Here is a 20,946-nt window from a genome sequence, read left to right as displayed (position 1 = left end):
GCGGATCGGCTATGATTGGTGCCTGTAACAGGCTGGAGGATACCGATGCGATATCTATTAGCGCTTTCATTGGCGGCCCTGATCCCTGCAACTGCGGCATTGGCGCAGGATTCGGGGGCACAAGGTGCGAGCGGGCAGGAGATTTATCTGGAATACTGCGCCGGATGCCACGGCGAGGCGGCCAAGGGCGACGGGCCGTTGGCGGCTTTGATCAGCGTTCCGGTGCCCGATTTGACGGGGTTGTCGCGGCAATACGGCGGGGTGTTTCCACTGGTGTCCGTCGTGCGCCAGATCGACGGTCGGGTTGAAATGCGCGGGCATGGCGATCCGATGCCGGTGTTTGGCGCGTTGCTGACTGGGGCCTCGGCGGTGATTGACACGGCGGCGGGTGACCCGATTGTGACCAAGGCCGCGGTGCTGGCGGTGGCGGATTATCTGGAAAGCTTGCAGCGCTAGGGCGTGAGCAAATAGGGCAGCAGGCTGGGGATGATGCCGCCAGCCAGCAGACCGATCAAGGCTGCCATTAGGATTTTAGGCTTGGCCTCGCGCCCGTCCATTCCGGCGGCACGGCAGATTAGGCCGGTGATTATGGCGACGATGATCGCAATGGGGATGCCGGTTAGGAACATGTTTTTGGCTTCAGTCTTTCACAACAACGGGGGGGCGCTTATACCCTTGGGTGGGCGGCCAGCGCATGGGTAAATTGGCTATTCTTTCAATTGTGCCTTAGCTTTCATCTGCATCATCGGGTTTGGGAAGCCTTTTGATTTCCTCTGGTGCTGGAATTTGGTCGTATTCTTTTGTTCCCTGCCGTGTAATTTGAGCAACTTCGTTCATGCGATCTGTAAGTGGCTTGACGTCTTTGCCGAATTTTCCAATTGTCTCGCCAATATCGGATACGCCGCCTAGGATGACATCAAATAGTCCCGTTTTGGAGAGCACTTGCTTTTCTATAGCTGCTATTCGGTCCAATAGCCTTTTTTTGTGAGGTTGGTCAAAATCTGGTGATGCGAAAACAATTTTACGCATATCTCCACATAGCTTCACTACTCTATCTTTGTCTTTTTTTGGCAGAGTAAATGTTGGAAGAAGGGGGGAATCGTTGCTGGGCGATATTGATTCTGGAACCGTCTTGGAAACAACCAGCACCCTCTCCAACCGTCTTCTCAACTCATATGTTTTATACGTATCATCTGGAAAATTTTGGTCTGCTTCTTTTACGATTTTTACAAACCTTTCAGGGAGAATACTTTGAGATTCTTGGGTTAGCATAGAAACTTCATCCATGTCTGCCCGTTCAAAAGTCTTGTCGGTTGAATTAAAACTTGCAAGTAGATTGACGATTCTTTGGTATAATTCTTGAATGGATTCTTCAGGCATAATTATTCCTTTTGTACGCTAATACCCTCAAACATCCAACTCCTCCACAAACTGCGCGTTCTCCTGAATATACTGGAACCGCATCTCGGGCTTCTTGCCCATCAACCGCTCCACCAAATCGGCCGTATCCCCCGGGTTATCTTCCTCGATCGTTACCCTGATCAAGGTGCGGGTTTCGGGGTTCATGGTGGTGTCTTTCAAATCCTTGGCGTCCATCTCGCCCAGCCCCTTAAACCGCGACACGTCGATCTTGCCCTTGCCGCCGATCCCTTTTTCCATCCACGCGGCTTTCTCGGCCTCGTCAATGCAGTAAACCCGCTTGGCCCCCTGCGTCAGCCGGAACAGCGGCGGGCAGGCCAGATACAGGTGCCCCGCGTCAATCATCGGGCGCATCTGGGTGAAGAAGAACGTCATCAACAGCGCCGCGATGTGGGCACCATCGACATCCGCATCGGTCATGATGATGACCTTTTCATAGCGCAGATCGTCAAGGTTAAAGCGGGAACCCAGCCCGACCCCGAGCGCTTGGGTCAGATCGTTAATCTCGTTGTTGGTGCCGATTTTCGAGGAGGCCGCCCCCAGCACGTTCAGGATTTTACCGCGCAGGGGCAGCAGCGCTTGGGTCTTGCGGTTGCGGGCCATTTTGGCCGAGCCCCCCGCAGAATCCCCTTCCACGATAAACAGTTCGGTGCCGATCCGGGTTTTGCTGGAACAATCGGTCAGCTTGCCGGGCAGGCGCAGTTTTTTGGTTGCCGTTTTGCGCTGGGTTTCCTTTTCGGCGCGGCGTTTCAGGCGTTCTTCGGCCCGCAGCACCAGATAATCAAGGATTGCGCCTGCCGATTTGGTATCGGCGGCCAGCCAGTTGTCGAAATGGTCACGGACCGAATTTTCGACCATCTTCTGCGCGGATTCGTTTGATAGGCGATCCTTGGTCTGGCCAACAAATGAGGGGTTGCTGATGAACACGGACAGCAGCGCACAGCCGCCGGTGGTCAGATCATCGCGGTTGATTGAGGCTGCCTTGCGGTTGCCGACCAATTCGCCATAGGCGCGGATGCCTTTTAGAACGGCGGTCCAGAACCCGCCCTCGTGCGTGCCGCCGTCGCGGGTGGGCACCGTGTTACAATAGCTCTGGATGAAACCGTCGCGTGACGGGGTCCAGTTGATCGCCCATTCCACCGATCCGGCTTCGCCGAACTTTTCGCCAAACTCGACTTTGCCAGCGAATGCTGCGTCGGCGTAGGTGGCGGCATCCCCCAGAACTTCGCCAAGGTATTCGGCCAGACCACCAGGGTAGTGGAACGAGGCTTCCATCGGGGTGTCGCCATCGGCCACAGCGGATTTCCAGCGGATTTCAACGCCGGAGAACAGGAACGCCTTGGATTGGACCAACTCGTGTAGGCGGGATGGTTTGAATTTCAGCGTGCCAAAGATTTCAGGGTCGGGGTGGAAGGTCACCGTGGTGCCGCGCCGGTTGGGGGCGGCACCGATTTCGGCCAGCGGGGCCAGCGGGAGGCCGCGCGAGAATTCCTGACGGTACAGGATGCGGTTGCGGGCCACCTCGACCACCATGCTGTCCGATAGCGCATTCACCACGGATGAGCCAACCCCGTTCAACCCGCCCGACGTGGCATAGCTGTCGCCGGAAAACTTGCCGCCTGCGTGCAGGGTGCAAAGGATCACCTCGAGCGCGGATTTATCGGGGAATTTCGGGTGTGGATCGACGGGGATGCCGCGGCCATTGTCGCGGATGGTGACGGAATAATCATCATGCAGCTCGATCTCGATGCGGGTTGCGTGCCCCGCCACGGCTTCGTCCATCGAGTTGTCCAGAACCTCGGCCACCAGATGGTGCAGCGCGCGGGAATCGGTGCCGCCGATATACATCCCGGGGCGTTTGCGCACGGGTTCCAGCCCCTCAAGCACTTCGATCGAGGAGGCGTCATAGGTTTTCTCGGGGTCTCGGCCCGAAAGTAGGTCGTCTGCGGACATAAGGCTGCTCTTGTTGGTTTTGTTTCGGCTTATACTAATGCAGGTGGGGAAGGCGGGGCAATGGGGATGTGGCAGAGAACCGCTGGCGGGAAGGGTTTTATGCCTCCTGCGGGGATATATATGTGAAAAAGAAACGGTAGGTTGATTTGGAGGCTCTCAATGTTGCGGGTGGTTTTGTTTGTGTTTCTAAATGTGCAAGCGGCGGCGGCGTTTGAAAATACGATAGAGTGGAGTGATTGGGACTTGTCACGCGGGCTGTATTCTTTTGGTGACGAGTATATTTCCAATGATGGCAATTCTTTTTCGATGCCCTACCCGTCGGGAATGGTCGTGCCCGTTGATCCAGAATTGATGATACATCGTGCTGCCCAAAAGATTTATTATGGATGGAAAGGGAAAAGCTATTTCCCCCAAGGCGGGTTGGGCACCGGGGATAAGGATGGGCCGTATTCAGTCGCGCACTCAGTATCATATTCGCTGTCAGGGTTGGCAGAGCCTATAATTAAGGATGCCGTGTTAATGGGCGAGGATGCGATTGTGCGGCTGACACTAACATCTTCGTTCTACGGTCATTATGCCTTTCGTGCGGTGGCACGAGATGAAGCGAGAATTTTATCTATTACGGTGTCGTTTTCCCCTGACTGGGGGCCGATTGAGGTGCACAGTAAACAGCAAGTGTCGCTGACGGTTGATGAGTTTGAGCGCATTCAAGCACTGGCTAAGGCGGTCAGTGCTGAGGGGCCAGCCTCCAAAGATAGAGTTGTGTTTGACGGTGCCTATTGGATTTCCGAAATGGTTGACGCGCAAGGGTATTCGGTGAGTTTTTACCATTCGCCGGGATTTGGGCCGTGGCATGATTTGGCGAGGATGATGTTCGGATATGTGGATGAGGAGCATCGGGCGGGGTTACTGGAGTGGTTTACGCCAGTGCCACCAACTGCGCAGGAATTGCGTGCGCAAAAAGAGGAGATGCGGCGCATGTGGGAGACGGTATGCACGACCGACCGCGACGTATTTATGAAGTCTGAGTTTTGCGAAGATTAGGCCAGATACGGCCCCAGACTCGCCTTGAAGACCTCGATAAATTCCAGCGTGACCATCGAGATCGGGGTGTGGATGGGGTGTAGCAGGGTCAGGTTGTGGCTGATTTGGGGGCGGAAGGGTTTGATGACGAGCCCGTGCCCCTCATAGGCGCAGGCGTCCAGCTCGCTGACCACAGAAACGCCCGCCCCTTCGGCCACCAGCATGCAGGCGGCGTTGAACTGGCGCACTTCGATCAATGAGGGCAGGGCGACGCCGCGGGTTACGAACTGTTCTTCCAGCGCGCGGAAAAACTGGCTGTCGCGCCGTGTGTGGATCATCCGCTGGTTTGCCAGATCCTCGGGCCAAACCTCGGTCGCCGTGGACAGGGGGTGATCCGTTGGCAGGATACACACGGTGCGCATGTTCACCGGTTTGCTTTCGACGGCAGGATGGCCGGCAAACCCTTCGGTGATGCCGAAATCATATTGCTCGCCGATGATCCATTCCAGAATGCGTTCGGGGCGGTCTGGTTCAATCGTCACGGTGACGCCGGGGCGTGATTTCAGGAACTGCGCAACCACGCCGGGCAGGTGGCTGGTGGCGAACCCGGGCAGGCAGGCGATGCGCAGATGACCGGCTTTGCGCTCGGTCAAATCTTTGGTCAATTCCTCGATATGGGAAAGACTGTCGAGCAGCCTGTCAACCTCGCCCAGCAGATAACGTGATTCTTGTGTGGGAATCAGTCGCCCGTCACGCCGCTGGAACAGTTCGAACCCGACCTCAACAGCGAAATGGGACAAAAGCCGACTGACAGCGGGCTGCGAAACCCCCAGATTTTCTGCTGCACGGGTTATATTTCCGGATTGTGAAACCGCCCGAAAGGCCTCTAATTGTCTTAATCTAATAGCCAAAGCTGAACATTTCCCTTCAAGTTCTCTGCAAATATATAACATGATGTTATGACTTATGTTACAAATCTTTTAATTGAATTATGTTTCTGACCGTGGTTTGCTGACCATAGGAAAGGCTGGGGGGCTGCCGACAGCACCTCTTTGACCTTTGCTTTGTTCAACAAGGTTTTTGTGATCTGGGAGGTCCAATACTATGAAAAACAAACTATTAGGGTCCGTTGTAGCGGGTGTGGTTATGTCCTTTGCGGCATCAGCTATGGCGCAAACCGAAATTCAGTGGTGGCACGCTATGGGCGGTGCCAATGGCGAGCGGGTTGATAAAATCGCCGCCGATTTCAACGCAACGCAAACCGATTATAAAATCGTTCCCGTCAATAAAGGCAACTACACCGAAACTATGACAGCGGCGATTGCGGCGTTTCGCGCAGGCGAGCAGCCGACAATCGTGCAAGTGTTTGAAGTTGGCACAGCAACGATGATGGCCGCCGAAGGCGCGATCTACCCGGTTGAAAAACTGATGGCGGACGCTGGTGAAGCCTTTGATAAATCAGACTATCTGCCTGCGGTGATTTCATATTACCAAACGCCGGATGGCGAACTGCTGTCGATGCCTTTCAACTCCTCCACCCCAGTTTTGTGGTATAACAAAGACGCGCTGGATGCGGCGGGTGCCGAAGTTCCGACAACATGGGCAGGCATCAAAACTGCCTCGCAAAAGCTGGTTGATAACGGCATGAAATGCGGTTTCTCGTTCGGTTGGCAATCTTGGGTGATGGTCGAAAACTATTCGGCATGGCACAATCTGGAAATGGGCACCAAAGAGAACGGGTTCGCCGGATTTGACACCGAATTCACTATGGCCAACGAGGCGGTGATCAACCGTCTGGACGACATCGCGTCGATGTCCGAGGGCAATCTGTTCGTTTACGGTGGCCGTCGTGGTGACAGCCTGCCGCTGTTCACATCTGGCGAATGCGGCATGTGGATGAACTCCTCGGCATATTACGGTTCCATCAAAAAGCAGGCAGAATTTAACTTTGGCCAAACTATGCTGCCGTTGGACACAGATGTTGCGTCTGCGCCGCAAAACTCGATCATCGGTGGGGCTACGTTGTGGGTTCTGCAAGGCAAGTCGGAAGAGGAATACAAAGGGACTGCTAAGTTCTTGACCTATCTGTCCTCGCCCGAAGTGCAGGCATGGTGGCATCAGGAAACCGGCTATGTTCCGATCACAACTGCCGCTTACGAGCTGTCAAAAACCCAAGGGTTCTACGAAAGCAACCCGGGCACAGACACAGCGATTTTGCAGCTTAGCCTGAACACACCAACCCCCGCATCGCGCGGTATCCGGTTTGGTAACTTTGTCCAGGTGCGTGACGTGATTAATGAGGAGCTGGAAGCGCTGTGGGCTGGCGATAAAACCGCCACCGAGGCAATGGCAGCGGCGACGGAGCGTGGCAACGCCCTGCTGCGCAAGTTCGAGCGCACAGTTAAGTAAGCCAAAGCTGAAAAAACACATCATGTCGCCCCAGATGTTAGGGGCGGCATGAACCGTTAGATTTCCGGAGAGATTTCGTTGCTTAAACGCGTCCATTTCCCATCCTCGGTGTTGCCATATCTGTTGGTCGCGCCGCAGATCATCGTCACGCTGGTGTTTTTCATCTGGCCTGCAAGTCGGGCGTTATATCAGTCGTTGCTGATCGAGGATGCTTTTGGGCTGAGCACTGAATTCGTCTGGTTTGAAAACTTCGAGGTTCTGTTTTCCGATAGCCAGTATTTAGACGTCTTTATCCGCACAGGGTTCTTTTCAATCGCGGTGGCCTTCCTGTCGATGTCAATTGCGTTAGTTCTGGCCGGATTTGCCGACCGCGTTATTCGCGGCGCAATGATTTACCGTACCTTGCTGATTTGGCCTTATGCCGTGGCCCCCGTGCTCGCGGGCGCGTTATGGGTGTTTATGTTCAACCCGACGCTCGGCATTATTTCCTATGCGCTGGAATTTGTCGGGGTGAACTGGAACCACTATCTGAACGGCAATCAGGCGATGGGGCTGGTGATTATGGCCGCGGCGTGGAAACAGGTCGCCTATAACTTCCTGTTCTATCTGGCCGCCATGCAGTCGATCCCCAAATCAGTGGTCGAGGCCGCAGCGATTGACGGGGCGGGGCCGTTGAAACGGTTCTGGACCATCGTGTTCCCGCTGATTTCACCCACCACGTTTTTCCTGATCGTGATAAATGCGGTCTACGCCTTCTTTGATACGTTCGGCATCATTCACGCTGTCACGCAAGGTGGGCCGGCGGGGTCGACCAATATTCTGGTTTACAAGGTTTATAACGACGGGTTTGTCGGGCTGGATCTGGGCGGATCAGCCGCGCAATCGGTTATCCTGATGGTCCTCGTCATCGCAATGACGGTGGTTCAGTTCCGCTACGTCGAACGCAAGGTGGAATATTAAATGATAGAAAACCGCCCCATCCTGACGTTCCTGACCCATTTGATCCTGTTGCTGGGGATCGTGATGATCGCATTCCCGATCTGGATCACCTTTGTGGCATCGACCCACGATGAAATACGCATGACCCAAGTTCCGCTGCCGCTGCTGCCCGGCGATCAGTTCTTTGTAAATATGAAAGAAGTGCTGTTTGGTGACGGGATGGCGGGATATGATAGCGTGCCGGTCTGGCGAATGTTGCTGAACAGTCTGATCATGGCCTTGTCCATCGCGTTTGGCAAAATCGCTATTTCGCTGATTTCGGCCTTTGCCATCGTGTATTTCAAATTCCCGTTCCGCATGGCGTTTTTCTGGATGATTTTTATCACCCTGATGTTGCCGGTCGAAGTGCGGATTTTGCCCACTTACGAAGTGGTGGCGTCGCTGGGTATGCTGAATTCCTATGCGGGCCTCTCAATCCCCTTGATAGCGTCAGCCACAGCGACGTTTATGTTCCGACAGGTGTTCCTGACCATTCCCGATGAAATGCTGGAATCTGCCCGCATTGACGGGGCAGGGCCAATGCGGTTTTTCTGGGATATCCTGCTGCCGCTGTCGCGCACCAATATCGCGGCGCTGTTTGTAATCCTGTTTATTTACGGCTGGAACCAATACCTGTGGCCGCTGCTGATCACCACCGATACCAGTATGACCACGATTGTAATGAGCATCAAACAGATGTTGGAATCAGCCGAACAAAGCCCGCAGTGGAACATCATTATGATGACGGCCCTGCTGGCCATGCTGCCGCCTATTCTGGTGGTGGTGTTTATGCAAAAGCTCTTTGTGCAAGGGCTGACGGAAACCGACAAGTAGGACATTTAAGATGGCAAAGATTAAACTGGATAACCTGCTAAAGTCCTACGGCGATGTCGAGGTTCTGCACGGGGTGAATGGCGAGATTAATGACGGCGAGTTCGTGGTGATCGTTGGCCCGTCGGGCTGTGGGAAATCCACGCTGCTGCGGATGATTGCCGGACTGGAAACCGTGACAGCGGGTGAGGTTTATATCGGCGACAAGATGGTGAATACGCTGGAGCCTGCCGACCGCGATATCGCAATGGTGTTCCAGAATTACGCGCTATATCCGCATATGACGGTCTATGACAACATGGCCTATGGTCTGAAAATCCGTGGCATCGCCAAAGATGAAATCCTGCGCCGCGTGAACGAGGCCGCCGATATTCTGGAAATCCGCGACTATCTGAATCGCAAGCCCCGTGCGCTGTCGGGTGGCCAACGTCAGCGGGTGGCAATGGGCCGCGCGATTGTGCGTGAACCCTCGGTGTTTTTGTTTGACGAACCGCTGTCCAATCTGGACGCGAAATTACGGGTGCAGATGCGTCTGGAAATCCGCAAATTGCAAAAACGGCTGGGGGTGACGTCAATTTTTGTGACCCACGATCAGGTCGAAGCGATGACGCTGGGGGATCGTTTGATGGTTCTGAACGGCGGCTATGTGGAGCAGTTCGGCACCCCGATTGAGCTGTATGAACGCCCCGCCTCGATCTTTGTTGCCGGATTCATCGGTAGCCCTGCGATGAATTTTCTGCCGGTAAAGGCACAGTCAAATGACACGTTAATGCTTGGGGATGGCACAACGATTATGGGGGGTGCAGGCGGGGGTGACATGACAATGGGTGTGCGCCCCGAACATCTGGTTGCCGATGATGCGGGGCCGATCAAGGTCAAGGTCATGATGCAAGAACAACTGGGCGCGAATACGTTGATCCACGGGGTATTGGACGGCACTGACAGCGAAATGGTGGTCAGCCTGCCGGGCACGCAAACCGTTGCTGAAGGGGCCGTGGTGCGGTTTAGTGCCCCGCCCAAGGCGCTGCATTTCTTTGATCAAAACAGCGGGCAGCGGATCGGCTGATGTCGGGGGCAGATCGCCTGTCGGCGCTGCGAGCGCAATCCGGTGTGATCCGGCTGCATGGCCATCGCGGTGCGCGCGGGGTGATGCCGGAAAACACCATGGCCGGATTTCGCTATGCGCTGGAATGCGCTGTAAATGCTGTGGAATTCGACGTGCAATCTGCCAGCAATGGCGTGCCTGTGGTCACGCATAACCCGCACCTGATGCCGGACATGACGCGCGATGCGGCGGGGCAATGGCTGGATGCGAAAACGCCGCCGGTCAACAGCATGTCACTGGCGCAGATACAGTCCTATGACATGGGCGGCTTGCAAGAAGGCACAGCCTATGCCGCGCTCTACCCTGATCAGGCGTTTCTGTCGGGGCAGCGGGTTCCGACGCTGGCGCAGCTGGCCGAATTAATGGTGCGGCCTGAACACGCAGATGTCTGGCTGAACCTCGAGATTAAGTCTAACCCGTTGCACCCTGAATATTCCCCGCCGATCCCAGCACTGGTTATGAGCGTGCTGCAGGTGGTGCAGGCGCATGACCTGATGGGGCGGTGCATCATCCAGAGCTTTGACTGGCGCATATTGCGCGAGGTTGCTCTGCAGGCACCGGACAGCGTGCGCTCGTATCTTAGTGATCTGCCCGCCACCACAACACCGGCGGATGAAAATGTCTATGACGGATCACCGTGGATGGATGGCTATGTGCTGGCCGATTTTAACGGCAGCCTGCCGCGTCTGGTTGCGGCGGCGGGTGGGCAGGTCTGGAGCCCGTATTTTGCCGACCTGAACAAGGCGGATCTGGCTGAGGCGCGCGCATTGGGGTTGATCGTCAATGTATGGACCGTGAACACCACACAGGATATGGATGCAATGATAGCGCTGGGGGTGGACGGGATTATCACCGACTATCCAGCGCGCGCACAGCGCCGTTTGCTGGCCCACGGGATGCATTGGCGCGACAGATAGGATGTGAATGAAATGGATGCCGCCGCCGCCTTTGCCCGTTATGAAACGCTGCGTCCGCGTCTGCCATCCGCTAAATTTCCTGACATAACGGCGCAGATCAACAGCCTGCTGGATATCGCAGATCAGGCCGATGTTTTCGTGTTTGACGCCTACGGTGTGCTGAACGTGGGCGAGGGGCCGATTGTGGGGGCGGCGGCGCGGATTAAACAGCTGCGAGACCTCGGCAAACAGGTGTTTGTCCTGAGCAATTCGGCATCCTACACCCGCGTTGCCATGCAGACGCGGTTTGCGGGGCTTGGGTTCGCGTTTGAACCGGACGAGATCATATCCAGTCGGGATGCAGCGCTGGATCATGCGGCGAATTATTCGCAGATCAAGCTGTGGGGAGTGATTGCACCCGTACACCACAAACCATCGGATTTGCCGTTTGACAGCATCACGCTGGGCGATGACGTGGATGATTACCGCGCGGTGGACGGGTTTTTGTTTCTGGGGGCGGCGCAGTGGACCAATGGGCGGCAAAACCTGTTGGGCCAGGCGCTGCTGGACACACCGCGCCCGATGATCATCGCCAACCCCGATTTGGTGGCGCCGCGCGAATATGGCCTTAGCCTTGATCCCGGGTATTACGGTCATGCCTTGGCGGATGCGACAGGGCGGATGCCGGTGTTTTTGGGCAAACCCTTTGCGCCGGTGTTTCAACGTATCGAGGCGGCCTTGCCAGCCGCACAGGATTACGCCCGTCTTGTGATGGTCGGGGATACATTGCACACAGATATTCTGGGGGCATCTGCACGGGGGTGGCGAACCGTATTGGTGACGGATCACGGGTTGTTTGCAGGTAAGGATGTGACGCCGTTTATCAAAGCATCCGGTATCTGCCCCGATTGGCGACTGGGTTCTATCTGAACCGTTTTAACGGGCGATACGCGGGTGCTTCAGGGCGCGGCGAAACACTTGTGTCAGGGCGGGATCCGACTGAATACGGGTGTCGGTGGCATCTTTCGGATCATCGCCGTTGGGCCATGTTTCGTTCCACCAGCTGAATCCGATCAGTTGGGGGTAATTCCCTGACAGGATTAGTTTCAAAGCCTTATCAGCCCATGGTGCGGCGGGTTCACGCGGGTTGTGCACATCGGTGCCGAATTCGGCGATGATCACGGGTTTTGTCGGGGCCATCCGGTGTAGCCGTTTCATGGTGTTGTCGATTTGGGCAAAGGCGGTAGGCTCCCATTCATCCGGCCCTTGCATCGAGTAGAGCGAAATACCGAGCCAATCGATGTAATCATCCCCGGGATAGTATTTTTCCATCCGGTTCCACGGCTTTGGCGGCCCATCGGCCCAATTGACGTGGAACACCCAGATGATGTTGCTGGCCCCGTTGGTGCGGGTAATATCGATGATGTGCCGATATGCGGTAGCAAAACGTTCAGCGCCTTTGTTGCGGCCATTCCAGCGGGCGTTCCACTGGAACCATTTGCCATTCATTTCGGTGCCCCATTCGGCAAGGATCGGGGTTTTGAAGGCAGCGGCCTGTTGTGCCCATTTGGCCAGATCGGCGTCGAATTTGCCACTGGCGATGGCGCGGGTGGTGAACAGCGGGTCGCGGTGGTCCTGTTCGGGGTCAGAGCGCAGCATCAGGCGCACAAAGGGGGTGGAGCCTTTGGCACGAATCCATTTGGCGGTGGCGGTGGGGAAGGCGCGCGAGTGATACCAGTTGTTGGAGAAATAGACCCATGCGGGTTTTACACCCACGGTGCGGATATAGGCATCCAGATCAGAGGGGCGGATATCGTCCTCTTCGCCGCTGCGTCCACCAGTGTAGACACCATGCAGCAGTTTTCCGGCAGGCGGGGTAAGGGCGCGCAGGGCGCGGTCATGCGGCGTGGCTTCTGCGTGACTCGACAGGGGCAGCAGCATTGCAACGATCAAAGCAAGAAAAAGGCGCATAGGGTTCTCCGTGTTACCTAACAAGAGTTGTTCTACGCCGGATTATTCCCGCCTGCCTGCGAATTTCTCCTGCCATTCCTCGCGCTGCTCGTCACTGATTTTGGCAAACAGCACCTCGGGCACGGTGAATGTGTGACCGGCTGGCAGGGTTTGCAAGGCGGCGGCCACATCGTCGGGCCAGCTGTCGTCATCTGTGTTCATTGCGGCCAGCAGGCTGGCGGCGGCATCGGGGATGAAGGGGGCGGACAGCACCGCATATAGCCGGATCAGGTTCAGTGACAGACGGATCGAGGCGGCGGCGGCATCGGGGTCGGTTTTGAACAGCGACCAAGGTGCTGCATTTTGCAGATACTCGTTGCCCGCAACCCAGATGGCGCGTAATTCAGACGCCGATTTGCGCACGTCCATGGCATCCATGTGTGTGTTGTAGGCGGCAACCCGATCCGTCAGCGTGGCGATCAGGGCATTTTCGGCATCGCCATATTCACCGCCTTCCGGCACCACCTCGCCGAATTTGGAACGGCAGAATTTGGTGACCCGCGAGGCGAAATTGCCGAGCACATCCGCCAAGTCTTTGTTGACGCTTGCCTGAAAGTTCTCCCATGTGAATTCGGCATCCGAATTTTCTGGTGCGTGGGACAAAAGCCACCAGCGCCAGTAGTCTGATGGCAGGATCGACAGCGCCTGATCCATGAACACGCCGCGCCCGCGCGAGGTGGAAAACTGGCCGCCATCATAGTTCAGATAATTAAAGGATTTGATGTAATCGACCAGCTTCCACGGCTCACTGGACCCCATGATTGTGGCGGGGAAGGACAGGGTGTGGAACGGCACGTTATCTTTGCCCATGAACTGCACATAACGCACATCATCAGCCCCTTTATCTGTGCGCCACCAGCGCTGCCATGCAGCATCGTCCAGCCCGTTTGCTTGCGCCCATTCAGCCGTCGCGCCGATGTATTCGATCGGCGCGTCGAACCAGACGTAAAAAACTTTGCCCTGCATATGCGGCACCGGCACACCCCAGTCCAGATCGCGGGTGATGCCACGGTCGCGCAGCCCGTCCCCGTCATGCAGCCATTTCTTGGCGATAGATGTGGTCAGGATTGGCCAGTCGGTTTTACTGGAAATCCATTTATCCAGTTCCCCACGCAGTTTGGATTGGCGCAGGAACAGGTGCTTGGTTTCGCGCACCTCAAGGTCTTTGGACCCTGAAATGGTGGAATATGGATCAATCAGGTCAGTGGGCGACAGCGGTTTGGTGCAATTATCACATTGATCACCACGCGCGCCGACGTAATCGCAGTTGGGGCAGGTGCCCTCGATATAGCGATCCGGCAAAAATCGTTTATCAGTGATGGAATAAACCTGTTTGTCACTGACTTCTTCGATCAGCCCGTTTTCGGCCAGTTTGGCGGCGAAATGCTGGGTCAGCTCGCGGTTTTGCGGGCTGGAAGAGCGGCCAAAATAGTCAAACGACAGGCGGAAATCGGCGGCAATTTTGGCTTGCACATCATGCAGTTCGGCGCAGTAGTCTGCCACGGGGATGTCGGCTTTGGCGGCGGCCAATTCGGCCGGGGTGCCATGCTCGTCGGTGGCGCAAATGAACATCACCTCGTGGCCGCGCCCGCGATTGTAACGCGCGAACAGATCAGCGGGCAACTGACTGCCGATCAGATTGCCCAGATGCTTGATCCCGTTGATATACGGAAGGGCCGAGGTGATGAGGATACGTGCCATTTCAGATGCCTTTGATTGTGTTGTCCCCCTTTAACGGATGGTGCTGCCAAGGGCTAGGGCGTTTACCTGCACGACATCACATGCTAGAGAGTGAATATGAATGTATCCTATGACCTTGAACGCTTTGTTGCGGCGCAATCCCCCTGTATCGACGCGGTTCTTGAGGAATTGGGCAGTGGCCAGATACGTGGCGACTGGGTCAGTTGTATTTTTCCACAGCTTGAGGGGCTTGAGTTTTCGGAAAGCTCTGAATTCTACGCCCTGCATGACAGGGATGAAGCGGCAGCCTATTTGGCGCATCCCGTATTAGGCCCGCGCTTGATCCAATGCACAAAACTGGCGATCCAGCAGGCGGTTGGTGGCACGCGCACGTTATTTGATCATCAAGATGGTCAGGCGTTCCATGCCGCAATAACGTTATTTTCAAGGGTTAAAGGCGCAAGTGCGGTTTTTGAATCCGCATTGTTCGCGTTTTACGGCGGCACCGCAGACCCGCGCACCCTAAAGGCGTTGCGCCTTGCGTTTGTCGCCACACTTGAAGACTAGCGTTTGCGCTTGTCGCGTTGGCGGCGCAACATCCGGCCAATCATAAACGACGTGCGCGGCGCATAGACGTAGGGCGTGCGTTTTTCCACCGTGGGGCGGACCAGCATCCGGCTGAGGCCAAAGACCACCAACACCAGATGCCCAAAAGCCAGAAACGCAAACAGGGCGGGTGGGCCATATGTCTGGATCATAGATGATGCGATCAACGGGCTGGCGATGGCACCAATGGCGAAAAAGAACATCAGGGCAGCGGACAGCTCGATGCGCTCCTCGGAGGTGGCGAAATCATGGGCATGGGCGGCAGCGACCGAAAAGATCGGGAAGGTGGTAAAACCAAAGAAAACCGCGCCCAGCATCACCATCGTTGTGCCCCCGTCCGAGGCCAGAACCGCTGCGCCACAGCTAAACACTGCAGCAATCGACAGGCCGATCAGCACCCAGCGCCGGTCATATTTATCGGCGAGCCAGCCTGCAGGATATTGCGCCAACGCGCCGCCCAACACATAGGCCGCCAGAAACAGGGCGATCTGGTTCAGTTGTAGGCCAACCTCTTGGCCATAGATCGGGCCGACCATTCGAAAGGCGGCACTGGTCAGGCCCGCAACCATCACACCGGCGGCGGCCAGCGGGGATTGCCTGATCGCCAGCATCGGACGCAGGCGCGGGGCGGCGGGTGTTTCAGGCGGGCTGGCCTTGGTCAGGGTCAGCGGCAGGATTGATGCGCAACACAGCAACGCCAGAAGGTTGTAGGACACATAGCTGGCGGGCTCCAACACACCAATCATCAGCTGCGCGGCCATGGACCCGCCCATATCGACAATGCGGTAACCGCCCATCGCGCGGCCACGGGTTTCATTGGTGACTTTGGCCTGTAGCCAGCTTTCGATCACGGTGAAACAGCCCGCGATGCACAGACCGGTGGCGATGCGCATGATTGCCCATGCGATGGGGTCGATGATGATCATGTGGGCCAACAGGCCGATCGCACCCGTTGCTGTAAAGGCGGCAAAAGCGCGGGAATGGCCGACGCTGCCCATCAGGCGGGGCGCCCACCAGCAACCGATCAAAAAGCCAAAGAAATGTGCTGATCCAAGAAAGCCGACCTGCGCTGTGGTAAAGCCGATGTTCAACCCCGAGATCGCATCAAGCGGGGCCACGCCGCCCGAAGACAGCTGCAACAGGATGACAGACAGAAACAGGGCGGCAAAGGAAATCAGTAGGCGCATGAAATAGGGTTCGCGTGGTTGGGTGGAAAAATTATGGTGTGAATCATTTTCGGGGTCTATCCATTTATCGACGTGGCGGGGTCGTTTTTGATCTTAGTTAACCGGACGAATGCGTGCCAGTATCCGCAGATCTATCCTGTCGCCAACCAGATCTGGATAGCCCGTTGCGCCAAAGGCGCTGCGGGATATGGAGCCGGTCAACAGGATGCTAAGGCGCGAAAGATCGGCAGGGGCGCTGCCTTTCTGCCGGTAAAACCCTGCCATCAGCGTCAAAGGTCTGGTGACGCCGCGGACGGTCACCCTGCCATCGATTTTGGCCCCGTTGCCGGACCGTGATACCCGTGTGCTGACAAAGCGGATTTGCGGATGGCTGGCAACATGCAGAACGGTTTTACCACGCAGGGCTTCGGTGGCGAAAATGAAACCGGCGCGGGCTTTTCTGACATTCAGCACGACCTGAACTGTTGATTTTTCCAATGCGGCAAAGTCGATTGTCAGGTCTGCACTGGTAACGGGCATGGTGCCTTTTGTCGGGTTGCCGCTGAACTGATAGGTGAACCCGACCGATGATTTATCAGCCTCAAGCGCATAGTGAAACGGCGCGGCACCGGCCGCCGTGATTGTCAGCATAAACAGAATAAGGCCAAAGGTTTTTTGGAGCATGGGACCAGCATAGCCTGCTCCGCATCACAGTAAAGTAAAAACCGGAATATCAGAAATACCTTCTCGCCAAATGCGCATTGCCTGATAAGCTACTTTGATAAACAGGAGGAAAAACCATGAAGATATTTATCACAACATTACTGCTATCCCTTTCTTTTATTGGCGGAGCGGCTGCCGAGGGCGTGAAGCATTTCGTCGCCATCCATGTTGACCAGAACGATCCAAAAGTAATGAACATGGCCCTTAACAATGCCGTGAACGTCACGAAATACTATGAATCCATAGGCGATACTGTTGAAGTTGAGCTGGTTGCCTATGGCCCTGGCCTGAATATGTTTGTCGAGGGCAAAAGCCCTGTGGCGGATCGAATCTCGGTTTTGTCACTGGAATTGGACAACCTGTCGTTTTCCGCCTGTGGCAACACTCTGCGTAAGATGAACGCCAAAGCCGGCCATGAAGTGCCGCTAATGTCCGAAGCCACGGTGGTGCCATCCGGTGTGGTCCGGTTGATCGAATTGCAGGAAAACGGATTTGCCTATGTGCGCCCGTAAGGGATTGCCAATCGTGTAAAACTGGTTACCTCTGATCGCTGAATATAAAACAGGGATCAGAACATGCGTATGAAAGAATTGGGCCGCACTGGCCTGAAAGTAAGCGAGCTGTGTCTCGGGTCGATGACTTGGGGCACGCAAAATTCACTGGGCGAGGGGCATGCGCAAATTGACATGGCGCTGGACCACGGGGTGAACTTTGTCGATACCGCCGAAATGTATCCGGTCAATCCGGTGGCGGCTGAAAATGTCGGCAAGACCGAGGCGATCATTGGCGAATGGTTTGCCCGCACCGGACGGCGCAAGGACGTGGTGCTGGCCACCAAAATGTCGGGCAAAAACGGTGGCTTTGTGCGGGATGGTCAGGGGATCACGGGCGCAACGATCACCGAAGGCGTTGAAGGGTCGCTAAAGCGGCTGCAAACGGATTATATCGATTTGTATCAGCTACATTGGCCCAATCGCGGTTCCTACATGTTTCGCCAGAATTGGGAGTTTGACCCGTCCGGTCAGGATCGTGCTGAAACAGTTGCGAATATGCACGAGGTTCTGGAGGCATTGGCCAAAATGGTTAAGGCTGGCAAAATCCGCCACGTCGGTCTGTCGAACGAAAGTGCATGGGGCACAGCGATGTGGTTGCGTCTTAGTGACGAGGGTGCGGGGCCACGGATGATGTCGATCCAGAATGAATATTCGCTGTTGTGCCGGATGTTTGACACTGACCTGTCGGAATTATCGGTGAACGAGGACGTCGGCCTGCTGGCATTTTCGCCGCTTGCGACAGGGCTGTTGACCGGCAAATACAAACGCGATGTGACGCCGGAAGGATCACGCCGTGCGATCAACGGCAGTCTTGGTGGGCGGGTTACCGACCGCGTGTGGGGTGCTGTGGCGGCCTATGAGGACATTGCCGCGCGGCACGGATTGAACATCGCGCAAATGGCGCTGGCGTGGTGCCGCACACGTCCGTTTATGACCTCGGCGATTTTCGGGGCAACGAATATGGACCAGTTGCAGGTGGCGCTGGGTGCGGTTGATGTGGAGTTGCCGGACGAGGTTCTGGCCGAGATTAATACGGCGCACCAAGCACATCCAATGCCCTATTGATCGGGGTCCCCAAAAGGTATTCACTGGGTTCGCGCGGACATTCCAAAAAGGAATGAGGTTGTTATGAAAAGTCTGATTTTACTCTGCGGTCTGCTGGTCCTGTCCGGCTGTCAGGAAGACCCCGCAATGGGGGGCAAAACCCACGCCCAGATCCGTGCCGAGGAAAAACAATGCGAGATTGATGGCGGTCGGTATGTGCCGGCCGGAATATTTGGCAAGGCCTGTATATTTAGCACCAATGACGCCGGAAAATCCTGCAAAACGGGCAAGGATTGCGAAGGGGTTTGTTTCGGCGACACCCTTACCTGTTCCGCGGCCTCTCCGATCTTCGGGTGTTTCAGCATGGTCGAGGACAACGGCGAGGTGGTCGAGATTTGCATCGACTGAGCCTGAGCATGATCCTGTTCGCTGCGGCCTGCACCGTGCCTGTGGCCGCCTCGTTTCGCAACACCTCTGTGCCGATCACGTCGGTTGCGCTGTTTGATCCGGCGCAGCTTGCAGGGCATTGGGAAATGATCGCCTCATATGGCAGTGAAAATTGCGCATTCGACATGGTTGCAGACAGTGCGGGCATGTTCGATCTGGCGGAACGTGCCTGTTCGGGGACGGTGACGCATAGTGTCGCGATGGTCACCGGTCCGGGGCGGTTTACGCCCAAAGGCGGGGCGAACAAGGCGGTCGAACATTGGGTGATGTGGGTTGATCAAACCTATCGCACTGCCGTTATCGGCACGCCTGATGGCGAATTCGGCATGATCCTGAACCGCGGGCAGGATATACCTGCTGACAGGATGGCCGCGGCCCGCGAGATACTAGACTGGAACGGGTATGATTTATCGCGGCTGGAAATCCGGCCAAAGGGGGGATTATGAAACGCTATATTTTAGCAATGGCACTACTGGCGACACCGGCATTGGCGCAAACGCCAGCATGGACAGGGATCTGGACTTCGAACCCTGATTGGTGCCAATATGCAGACATGATCGGCGGCCATGATCCCACCCCGATCCGCATCACCCAGACCGAAGTTGCGGGGCTGGAGAACAGCTGTTCAATCACCGGTGTGCGCGGCAATGAACAAATGCAGTATTGGGAGTTGGCCCTGTCGTGTTCCGGTGAGGGCGAGCAATACGAGGATACAGCCCTGCTGATGCTGGATGGGGAAGATACTCTGTGGCGTTGGTATGGTGGTGGTGATCCGGCCAAATACACCCGCTGCGGGGGCTAGGATGGCGCAAGTTGCAGCGATTATCGGCGGCGGGGTCATCGGCGGAGGTTGGGCCGCGCGGTTCCTGTTGATGGGTTGGGAGGTTCGGGTGTTTGACCCCGATCCGCAAGCGCAGCGCAAAATCGGCGAGGTGCTGGACAATGCGCGGCGCTCGCTGCCGGGCTTGTCGGATGTAATGTTGCCGGACGAGGGGCGGCTGGTGTTTTGCGACACCATTTCACAGGCCGTCGAGGGCGCTGTGTGGATTCAAGAGAGTATCCCCGAGCGGCTTGATCTGAAGCGCAAAACCTATCAGAAAATCCAAGAACATTGCGCGACGGATGCGGTGATCGGGTCTTCCACATCGGGGTTCAAACCGTCAGAATTGCAGGGCTGTGCCACCCGCCCTGAACAGATCATGGTGACGCATCCGTTTAATCCTGTTTATTTATTACCCCTGATTGAGTTGGTGCCAACGGATAAGAACGCGCCGGAACTGGTTGATAAGGCCAAAGAAACCCTGACAGGCATTGGCATGTATCCGCTGCATGTGCGGGCCGAAATTGATGCTCACATCGCGGATCGATTCCTTGAGGCCGTTTGGCGCGAGGCGCTGTGGCTGATCCAGGACGGTATCGCCACCACCGAGGAAATTGATAACGCCATCCGTTACGGGTTTGGGTTACGCTGGGCGCAGATGGGGCTGTTTGAAACCTACCGTATTGCCGGTGGCGAGGCGGGGGTGAAACATTTCATCGAGCAGTTCGGGCCGTGCCTGTCATGGCCGTGGACCAAGCTGATGGATGTGCCCGAATTGACGGACGAGTTGATTGACCAGATCGCGGACCAGTCCGACGCGCAATCAGGGATGCACACGATTCGCGAGCTGGAACGCATCCGCGACAACAATCTGGTCACCATCCTGCGAGGGCTAAAGGCGCAGGATTACGGCGCGGGGGCGTTGCTGAATGCGCAAGACGCCCGCCAGCCGGTGGCGGAAATTGACATCACGGTGCCAATCCAGACCGTCGCCCGCGCCGTGCCGCTGGACTGGACCGACTATAACGGCCACATGAACGAGGCCCGCTATTTGCAGGCGTTTGGCGACGCAACGGACCGGTTTATGGAGATCGTCGGCTGTGACGCGGACTATATCGCGTCCGGCGGCAGCTATTTCACCGCCGAAACCCACATCTGCCATCTGGACGAGGTGCGTGCAGGGGCGCGCATCAGGGTGGAAACCCAATGCCTGCTGGGTGCGGGCAAAAAGATGCATCTGTTCCATAGAATGTGGGAGGGCGACCGCCTGCTGGCCACGGGG

General features: G+C 56.2%; 23 protein-coding genes. 15 read left to right on the top strand and 8 right to left on the bottom strand.

What is annotated here, in order from left to right:
* Positions 1 to 45 precede the first annotated feature (45 nt).
* The gene (locus tag ACWB12_RS16410) at positions 46 to 456 is read left to right on the top strand and encodes a c-type cytochrome (RefSeq protein ID WP_479531178.1); all 411 of its coding nucleotides are present in this window, start codon (positions 46 to 48) and stop codon (positions 454 to 456) included.
* Here ACWB12_RS16410 and ACWB12_RS16405 read toward each other — a convergent pair.
* The 3 genes from ACWB12_RS16405 to parE form a co-directional block, all read right to left on the bottom strand.
* Positions 453 to 629 (bottom strand): hypothetical protein, encoded by a 177-nt coding sequence (locus tag ACWB12_RS16405; RefSeq protein ID WP_479531177.1) that lies wholly within the window; start codon positions 627 to 629, stop codon positions 453 to 455. The two genes, ACWB12_RS16410 and ACWB12_RS16405, sit on opposite strands and share 4 nt — an antisense overlap.
* 97 nt (positions 630 to 726) lie before the next feature.
* Positions 727 to 1,380: a hypothetical protein gene (locus ACWB12_RS16400; RefSeq protein ID WP_479531176.1), complete on the bottom strand. Its 654-nt coding sequence runs from the start codon at positions 1,378 to 1,380 to the stop codon at positions 727 to 729.
* Positions 1,381 to 1,407: 27 nt separating this feature from the next.
* The gene (gene parE, locus ACWB12_RS16395; RefSeq protein ID WP_479531175.1) at positions 1,408 to 3,372 is read right to left on the bottom strand and encodes a DNA topoisomerase IV subunit B; all 1,965 of its coding nucleotides are present in this window, start codon (positions 3,370 to 3,372) and stop codon (positions 1,408 to 1,410) included.
* Positions 3,373 to 3,531: 159 nt separating this feature from the next.
* Here parE and ACWB12_RS16390 point away from each other — a divergent pair, with 159 nt between their 5' ends.
* Positions 3,532 to 4,416 carry a hypothetical protein gene (locus tag ACWB12_RS16390; RefSeq protein WP_479531174.1) on the top strand — a complete coding sequence of 295 codons (885 nt, stop codon included), beginning with the start codon at positions 3,532 to 3,534 and terminating at the stop codon, positions 4,414 to 4,416.
* On the opposite strand, the gene ACWB12_RS16385 is transcribed toward ACWB12_RS16390, so the two are convergent.
* Positions 4,413 to 5,306, bottom strand: coding sequence for a LysR substrate-binding domain-containing protein (locus tag ACWB12_RS16385; RefSeq protein WP_479531173.1), 894 nt, complete (start codon positions 5,304 to 5,306; stop codon positions 4,413 to 4,415). The genes ACWB12_RS16390 and ACWB12_RS16385 overlap by 4 nt on opposite strands.
* 193 nt (positions 5,307 to 5,499) lie before the next feature.
* Between ACWB12_RS16385 and ugpB the strand changes: the two genes are divergently transcribed.
* From ugpB to ACWB12_RS16355, 6 genes are all read left to right on the top strand, one after another.
* On the top strand, positions 5,500 to 6,804 hold the full coding sequence (gene ugpB / locus ACWB12_RS16380; protein ID WP_479531172.1) for a sn-glycerol-3-phosphate ABC transporter substrate-binding protein UgpB: 1,305 nt from the start codon (positions 5,500 to 5,502) through the stop codon (positions 6,802 to 6,804).
* Positions 6,805 to 6,882: 78 nt separating this feature from the next.
* Entirely contained in the window at positions 6,883 to 7,764 is an 882-nt protein-coding gene (gene ugpA / locus ACWB12_RS16375) for a sn-glycerol-3-phosphate ABC transporter permease UgpA (protein WP_479531171.1), read from the top strand.
* Entirely contained in the window at positions 7,765 to 8,616 is an 852-nt protein-coding gene (gene ugpE / locus ACWB12_RS16370; RefSeq protein WP_479531170.1) for a sn-glycerol-3-phosphate ABC transporter permease UgpE, read from the top strand.
* Positions 8,617 to 8,626: 10 nt separating this feature from the next.
* Positions 8,627 to 9,679, top strand: a complete 1,053-nt coding sequence (locus tag ACWB12_RS16365; RefSeq protein ID WP_479531169.1) for a sn-glycerol-3-phosphate import ATP-binding protein UgpC — start codon at positions 8,627 to 8,629, stop codon at positions 9,677 to 9,679.
* A complete protein-coding gene (locus ACWB12_RS16360) occupies positions 9,679 to 10,635 on the top strand; it encodes a glycerophosphodiester phosphodiesterase (RefSeq protein WP_479531168.1) in 957 nt (318 codons plus the stop codon). Before ACWB12_RS16365 ends, ACWB12_RS16360 begins: the two co-directional genes overlap by 1 nt.
* Before the next feature lie 12 nt (positions 10,636 to 10,647).
* The gene (locus ACWB12_RS16355) at positions 10,648 to 11,544 is read left to right on the top strand and encodes an HAD-IIA family hydrolase (protein WP_479531167.1); all 897 of its coding nucleotides are present in this window, start codon (positions 10,648 to 10,650) and stop codon (positions 11,542 to 11,544) included.
* Between the two features lie 6 nt (positions 11,545 to 11,550).
* Here the strand turns inward: ACWB12_RS16355 and ACWB12_RS16350 are convergent, their stop codons facing one another.
* Both ACWB12_RS16350 and metG read right to left on the bottom strand, forming a co-directional pair.
* Positions 11,551 to 12,585 carry a glycoside hydrolase family 26 protein gene (locus ACWB12_RS16350; protein ID WP_479531166.1) on the bottom strand — a complete coding sequence of 345 codons (1,035 nt, stop codon included), beginning with the start codon at positions 12,583 to 12,585 and terminating at the stop codon, positions 11,551 to 11,553.
* A 42-nt stretch (positions 12,586 to 12,627) separates the two neighbouring features.
* A complete protein-coding gene (gene metG, locus ACWB12_RS16345; RefSeq protein WP_479531165.1) occupies positions 12,628 to 14,325 on the bottom strand; it encodes a methionine--tRNA ligase in 1,698 nt (565 codons plus the stop codon).
* A 96-nt stretch (positions 14,326 to 14,421) separates the two neighbouring features.
* Between metG and ACWB12_RS16340 the strand changes: the two genes are divergently transcribed.
* Positions 14,422 to 14,871, top strand: coding sequence for a DUF1810 domain-containing protein (locus tag ACWB12_RS16340; RefSeq protein ID WP_479531164.1), 450 nt, complete (start codon positions 14,422 to 14,424; stop codon positions 14,869 to 14,871).
* On the opposite strand, the gene ACWB12_RS16335 is transcribed toward ACWB12_RS16340, so the two are convergent.
* On the bottom strand, positions 14,868 to 16,097 hold the full coding sequence (locus ACWB12_RS16335) for an MFS transporter (RefSeq protein WP_479531163.1): 1,230 nt from the start codon (positions 16,095 to 16,097) through the stop codon (positions 14,868 to 14,870). The genes ACWB12_RS16340 and ACWB12_RS16335 overlap by 4 nt on opposite strands.
* A gap of 93 nt (positions 16,098 to 16,190) precedes the next feature.
* Positions 16,191 to 16,760, bottom strand: a complete 570-nt coding sequence (locus ACWB12_RS16330; RefSeq protein WP_479531162.1) for a YceI family protein — start codon at positions 16,758 to 16,760, stop codon at positions 16,191 to 16,193.
* A gap of 116 nt (positions 16,761 to 16,876) precedes the next feature.
* Here ACWB12_RS16330 and ACWB12_RS16325 point away from each other — a divergent pair, with 116 nt between their 5' ends.
* From ACWB12_RS16325 to ACWB12_RS16300, 6 genes are all read left to right on the top strand, one after another.
* The gene (locus ACWB12_RS16325; protein ID WP_479531161.1) at positions 16,877 to 17,311 is read left to right on the top strand and encodes a DsrE family protein; all 435 of its coding nucleotides are present in this window, start codon (positions 16,877 to 16,879) and stop codon (positions 17,309 to 17,311) included.
* A gap of 63 nt (positions 17,312 to 17,374) precedes the next feature.
* Positions 17,375 to 18,418, top strand: coding sequence for an aldo/keto reductase (locus ACWB12_RS16320; RefSeq protein ID WP_479531160.1), 1,044 nt, complete (start codon positions 17,375 to 17,377; stop codon positions 18,416 to 18,418).
* 63 nt (positions 18,419 to 18,481) lie between these two features.
* The gene (locus ACWB12_RS16315) at positions 18,482 to 18,805 is read left to right on the top strand and encodes a hypothetical protein (RefSeq protein ID WP_479531159.1); all 324 of its coding nucleotides are present in this window, start codon (positions 18,482 to 18,484) and stop codon (positions 18,803 to 18,805) included.
* Between the two features lie 8 nt (positions 18,806 to 18,813).
* A complete protein-coding gene (locus tag ACWB12_RS16310; RefSeq protein ID WP_479531158.1) occupies positions 18,814 to 19,290 on the top strand; it encodes a lipocalin family protein in 477 nt (158 codons plus the stop codon).
* On the top strand, positions 19,287 to 19,646 hold the full coding sequence (locus tag ACWB12_RS16305) for a hypothetical protein (protein ID WP_479531157.1): 360 nt from the start codon (positions 19,287 to 19,289) through the stop codon (positions 19,644 to 19,646). The genes ACWB12_RS16310 and ACWB12_RS16305 overlap by 4 nt, the downstream gene beginning before the upstream one ends.
* A gap of 1 nt (position 19,647) precedes the next feature.
* The coding region (locus ACWB12_RS16300; protein WP_479531156.1) for a carnitine 3-dehydrogenase at positions 19,648 to 20,946 on the top strand (1,299 nt) is incomplete at its 3' end.

Source organism: Profundibacter sp. (genome assembly GCF_056498605.1).
Note: the sequence above shows the minus strand (reverse complement) of the source record. Positions and strands in the feature narration are given on the sequence as shown.

What these genes read in the sequence shown, in the direction of transcription:
- ACWB12_RS16410 (WP_479531178.1), top strand. Translation starts at nt 46, where the DNA reads ATGCGATATCTATTAGCGCTTTCATTGGCGGCCCTGATCCCTGCAACT.
- ACWB12_RS16405 (WP_479531177.1), bottom strand. Translation starts at nt 629, where the DNA reads ATGTTCCTAACCGGCATCCCCATTGCGATCATCGTCGCCATAATCACC.
- ACWB12_RS16400 (WP_479531176.1), bottom strand. Translation starts at nt 1,380, where the DNA reads ATGCCTGAAGAATCCATTCAAGAATTATACCAAAGAATCGTCAATCTA.
- parE (WP_479531175.1), bottom strand. Translation starts at nt 3,372, where the DNA reads ATGTCCGCAGACGACCTACTTTCGGGCCGAGACCCCGAGAAAACCTAT.
- ACWB12_RS16390 (WP_479531174.1), top strand. Translation starts at nt 3,532, where the DNA reads ATGTTGCGGGTGGTTTTGTTTGTGTTTCTAAATGTGCAAGCGGCGGCG.
- ugpB (WP_479531172.1), top strand. Translation starts at nt 5,500, where the DNA reads ATGAAAAACAAACTATTAGGGTCCGTTGTAGCGGGTGTGGTTATGTCC.
- ugpE (WP_479531170.1), top strand. Translation starts at nt 7,765, where the DNA reads ATGATAGAAAACCGCCCCATCCTGACGTTCCTGACCCATTTGATCCTG.
- ACWB12_RS16365 (WP_479531169.1), top strand. Translation starts at nt 8,627, where the DNA reads ATGGCAAAGATTAAACTGGATAACCTGCTAAAGTCCTACGGCGATGTC.
- ACWB12_RS16360 (WP_479531168.1), top strand. Translation starts at nt 9,679, where the DNA reads ATGTCGGGGGCAGATCGCCTGTCGGCGCTGCGAGCGCAATCCGGTGTG.
- ACWB12_RS16355 (WP_479531167.1), top strand. Translation starts at nt 10,648, where the DNA reads ATGGATGCCGCCGCCGCCTTTGCCCGTTATGAAACGCTGCGTCCGCGT.
- ACWB12_RS16350 (WP_479531166.1), bottom strand. Translation starts at nt 12,585, where the DNA reads ATGCGCCTTTTTCTTGCTTTGATCGTTGCAATGCTGCTGCCCCTGTCG.
- metG (WP_479531165.1), bottom strand. Translation starts at nt 14,325, where the DNA reads ATGGCACGTATCCTCATCACCTCGGCCCTTCCGTATATCAACGGGATC.
- ACWB12_RS16340 (WP_479531164.1), top strand. Translation starts at nt 14,422, where the DNA reads ATGAATGTATCCTATGACCTTGAACGCTTTGTTGCGGCGCAATCCCCC.
- ACWB12_RS16335 (WP_479531163.1), bottom strand. Translation starts at nt 16,097, where the DNA reads ATGCGCCTACTGATTTCCTTTGCCGCCCTGTTTCTGTCTGTCATCCTG.
- ACWB12_RS16330 (WP_479531162.1), bottom strand. Translation starts at nt 16,760, where the DNA reads ATGCTCCAAAAAACCTTTGGCCTTATTCTGTTTATGCTGACAATCACG.
- ACWB12_RS16325 (WP_479531161.1), top strand. Translation starts at nt 16,877, where the DNA reads ATGAAGATATTTATCACAACATTACTGCTATCCCTTTCTTTTATTGGC.
- ACWB12_RS16320 (WP_479531160.1), top strand. Translation starts at nt 17,375, where the DNA reads ATGCGTATGAAAGAATTGGGCCGCACTGGCCTGAAAGTAAGCGAGCTG.
- ACWB12_RS16315 (WP_479531159.1), top strand. Translation starts at nt 18,482, where the DNA reads ATGAAAAGTCTGATTTTACTCTGCGGTCTGCTGGTCCTGTCCGGCTGT.
- ACWB12_RS16310 (WP_479531158.1), top strand. Translation starts at nt 18,814, where the DNA reads ATGATCCTGTTCGCTGCGGCCTGCACCGTGCCTGTGGCCGCCTCGTTT.
- ACWB12_RS16305 (WP_479531157.1), top strand. Translation starts at nt 19,287, where the DNA reads ATGAAACGCTATATTTTAGCAATGGCACTACTGGCGACACCGGCATTG.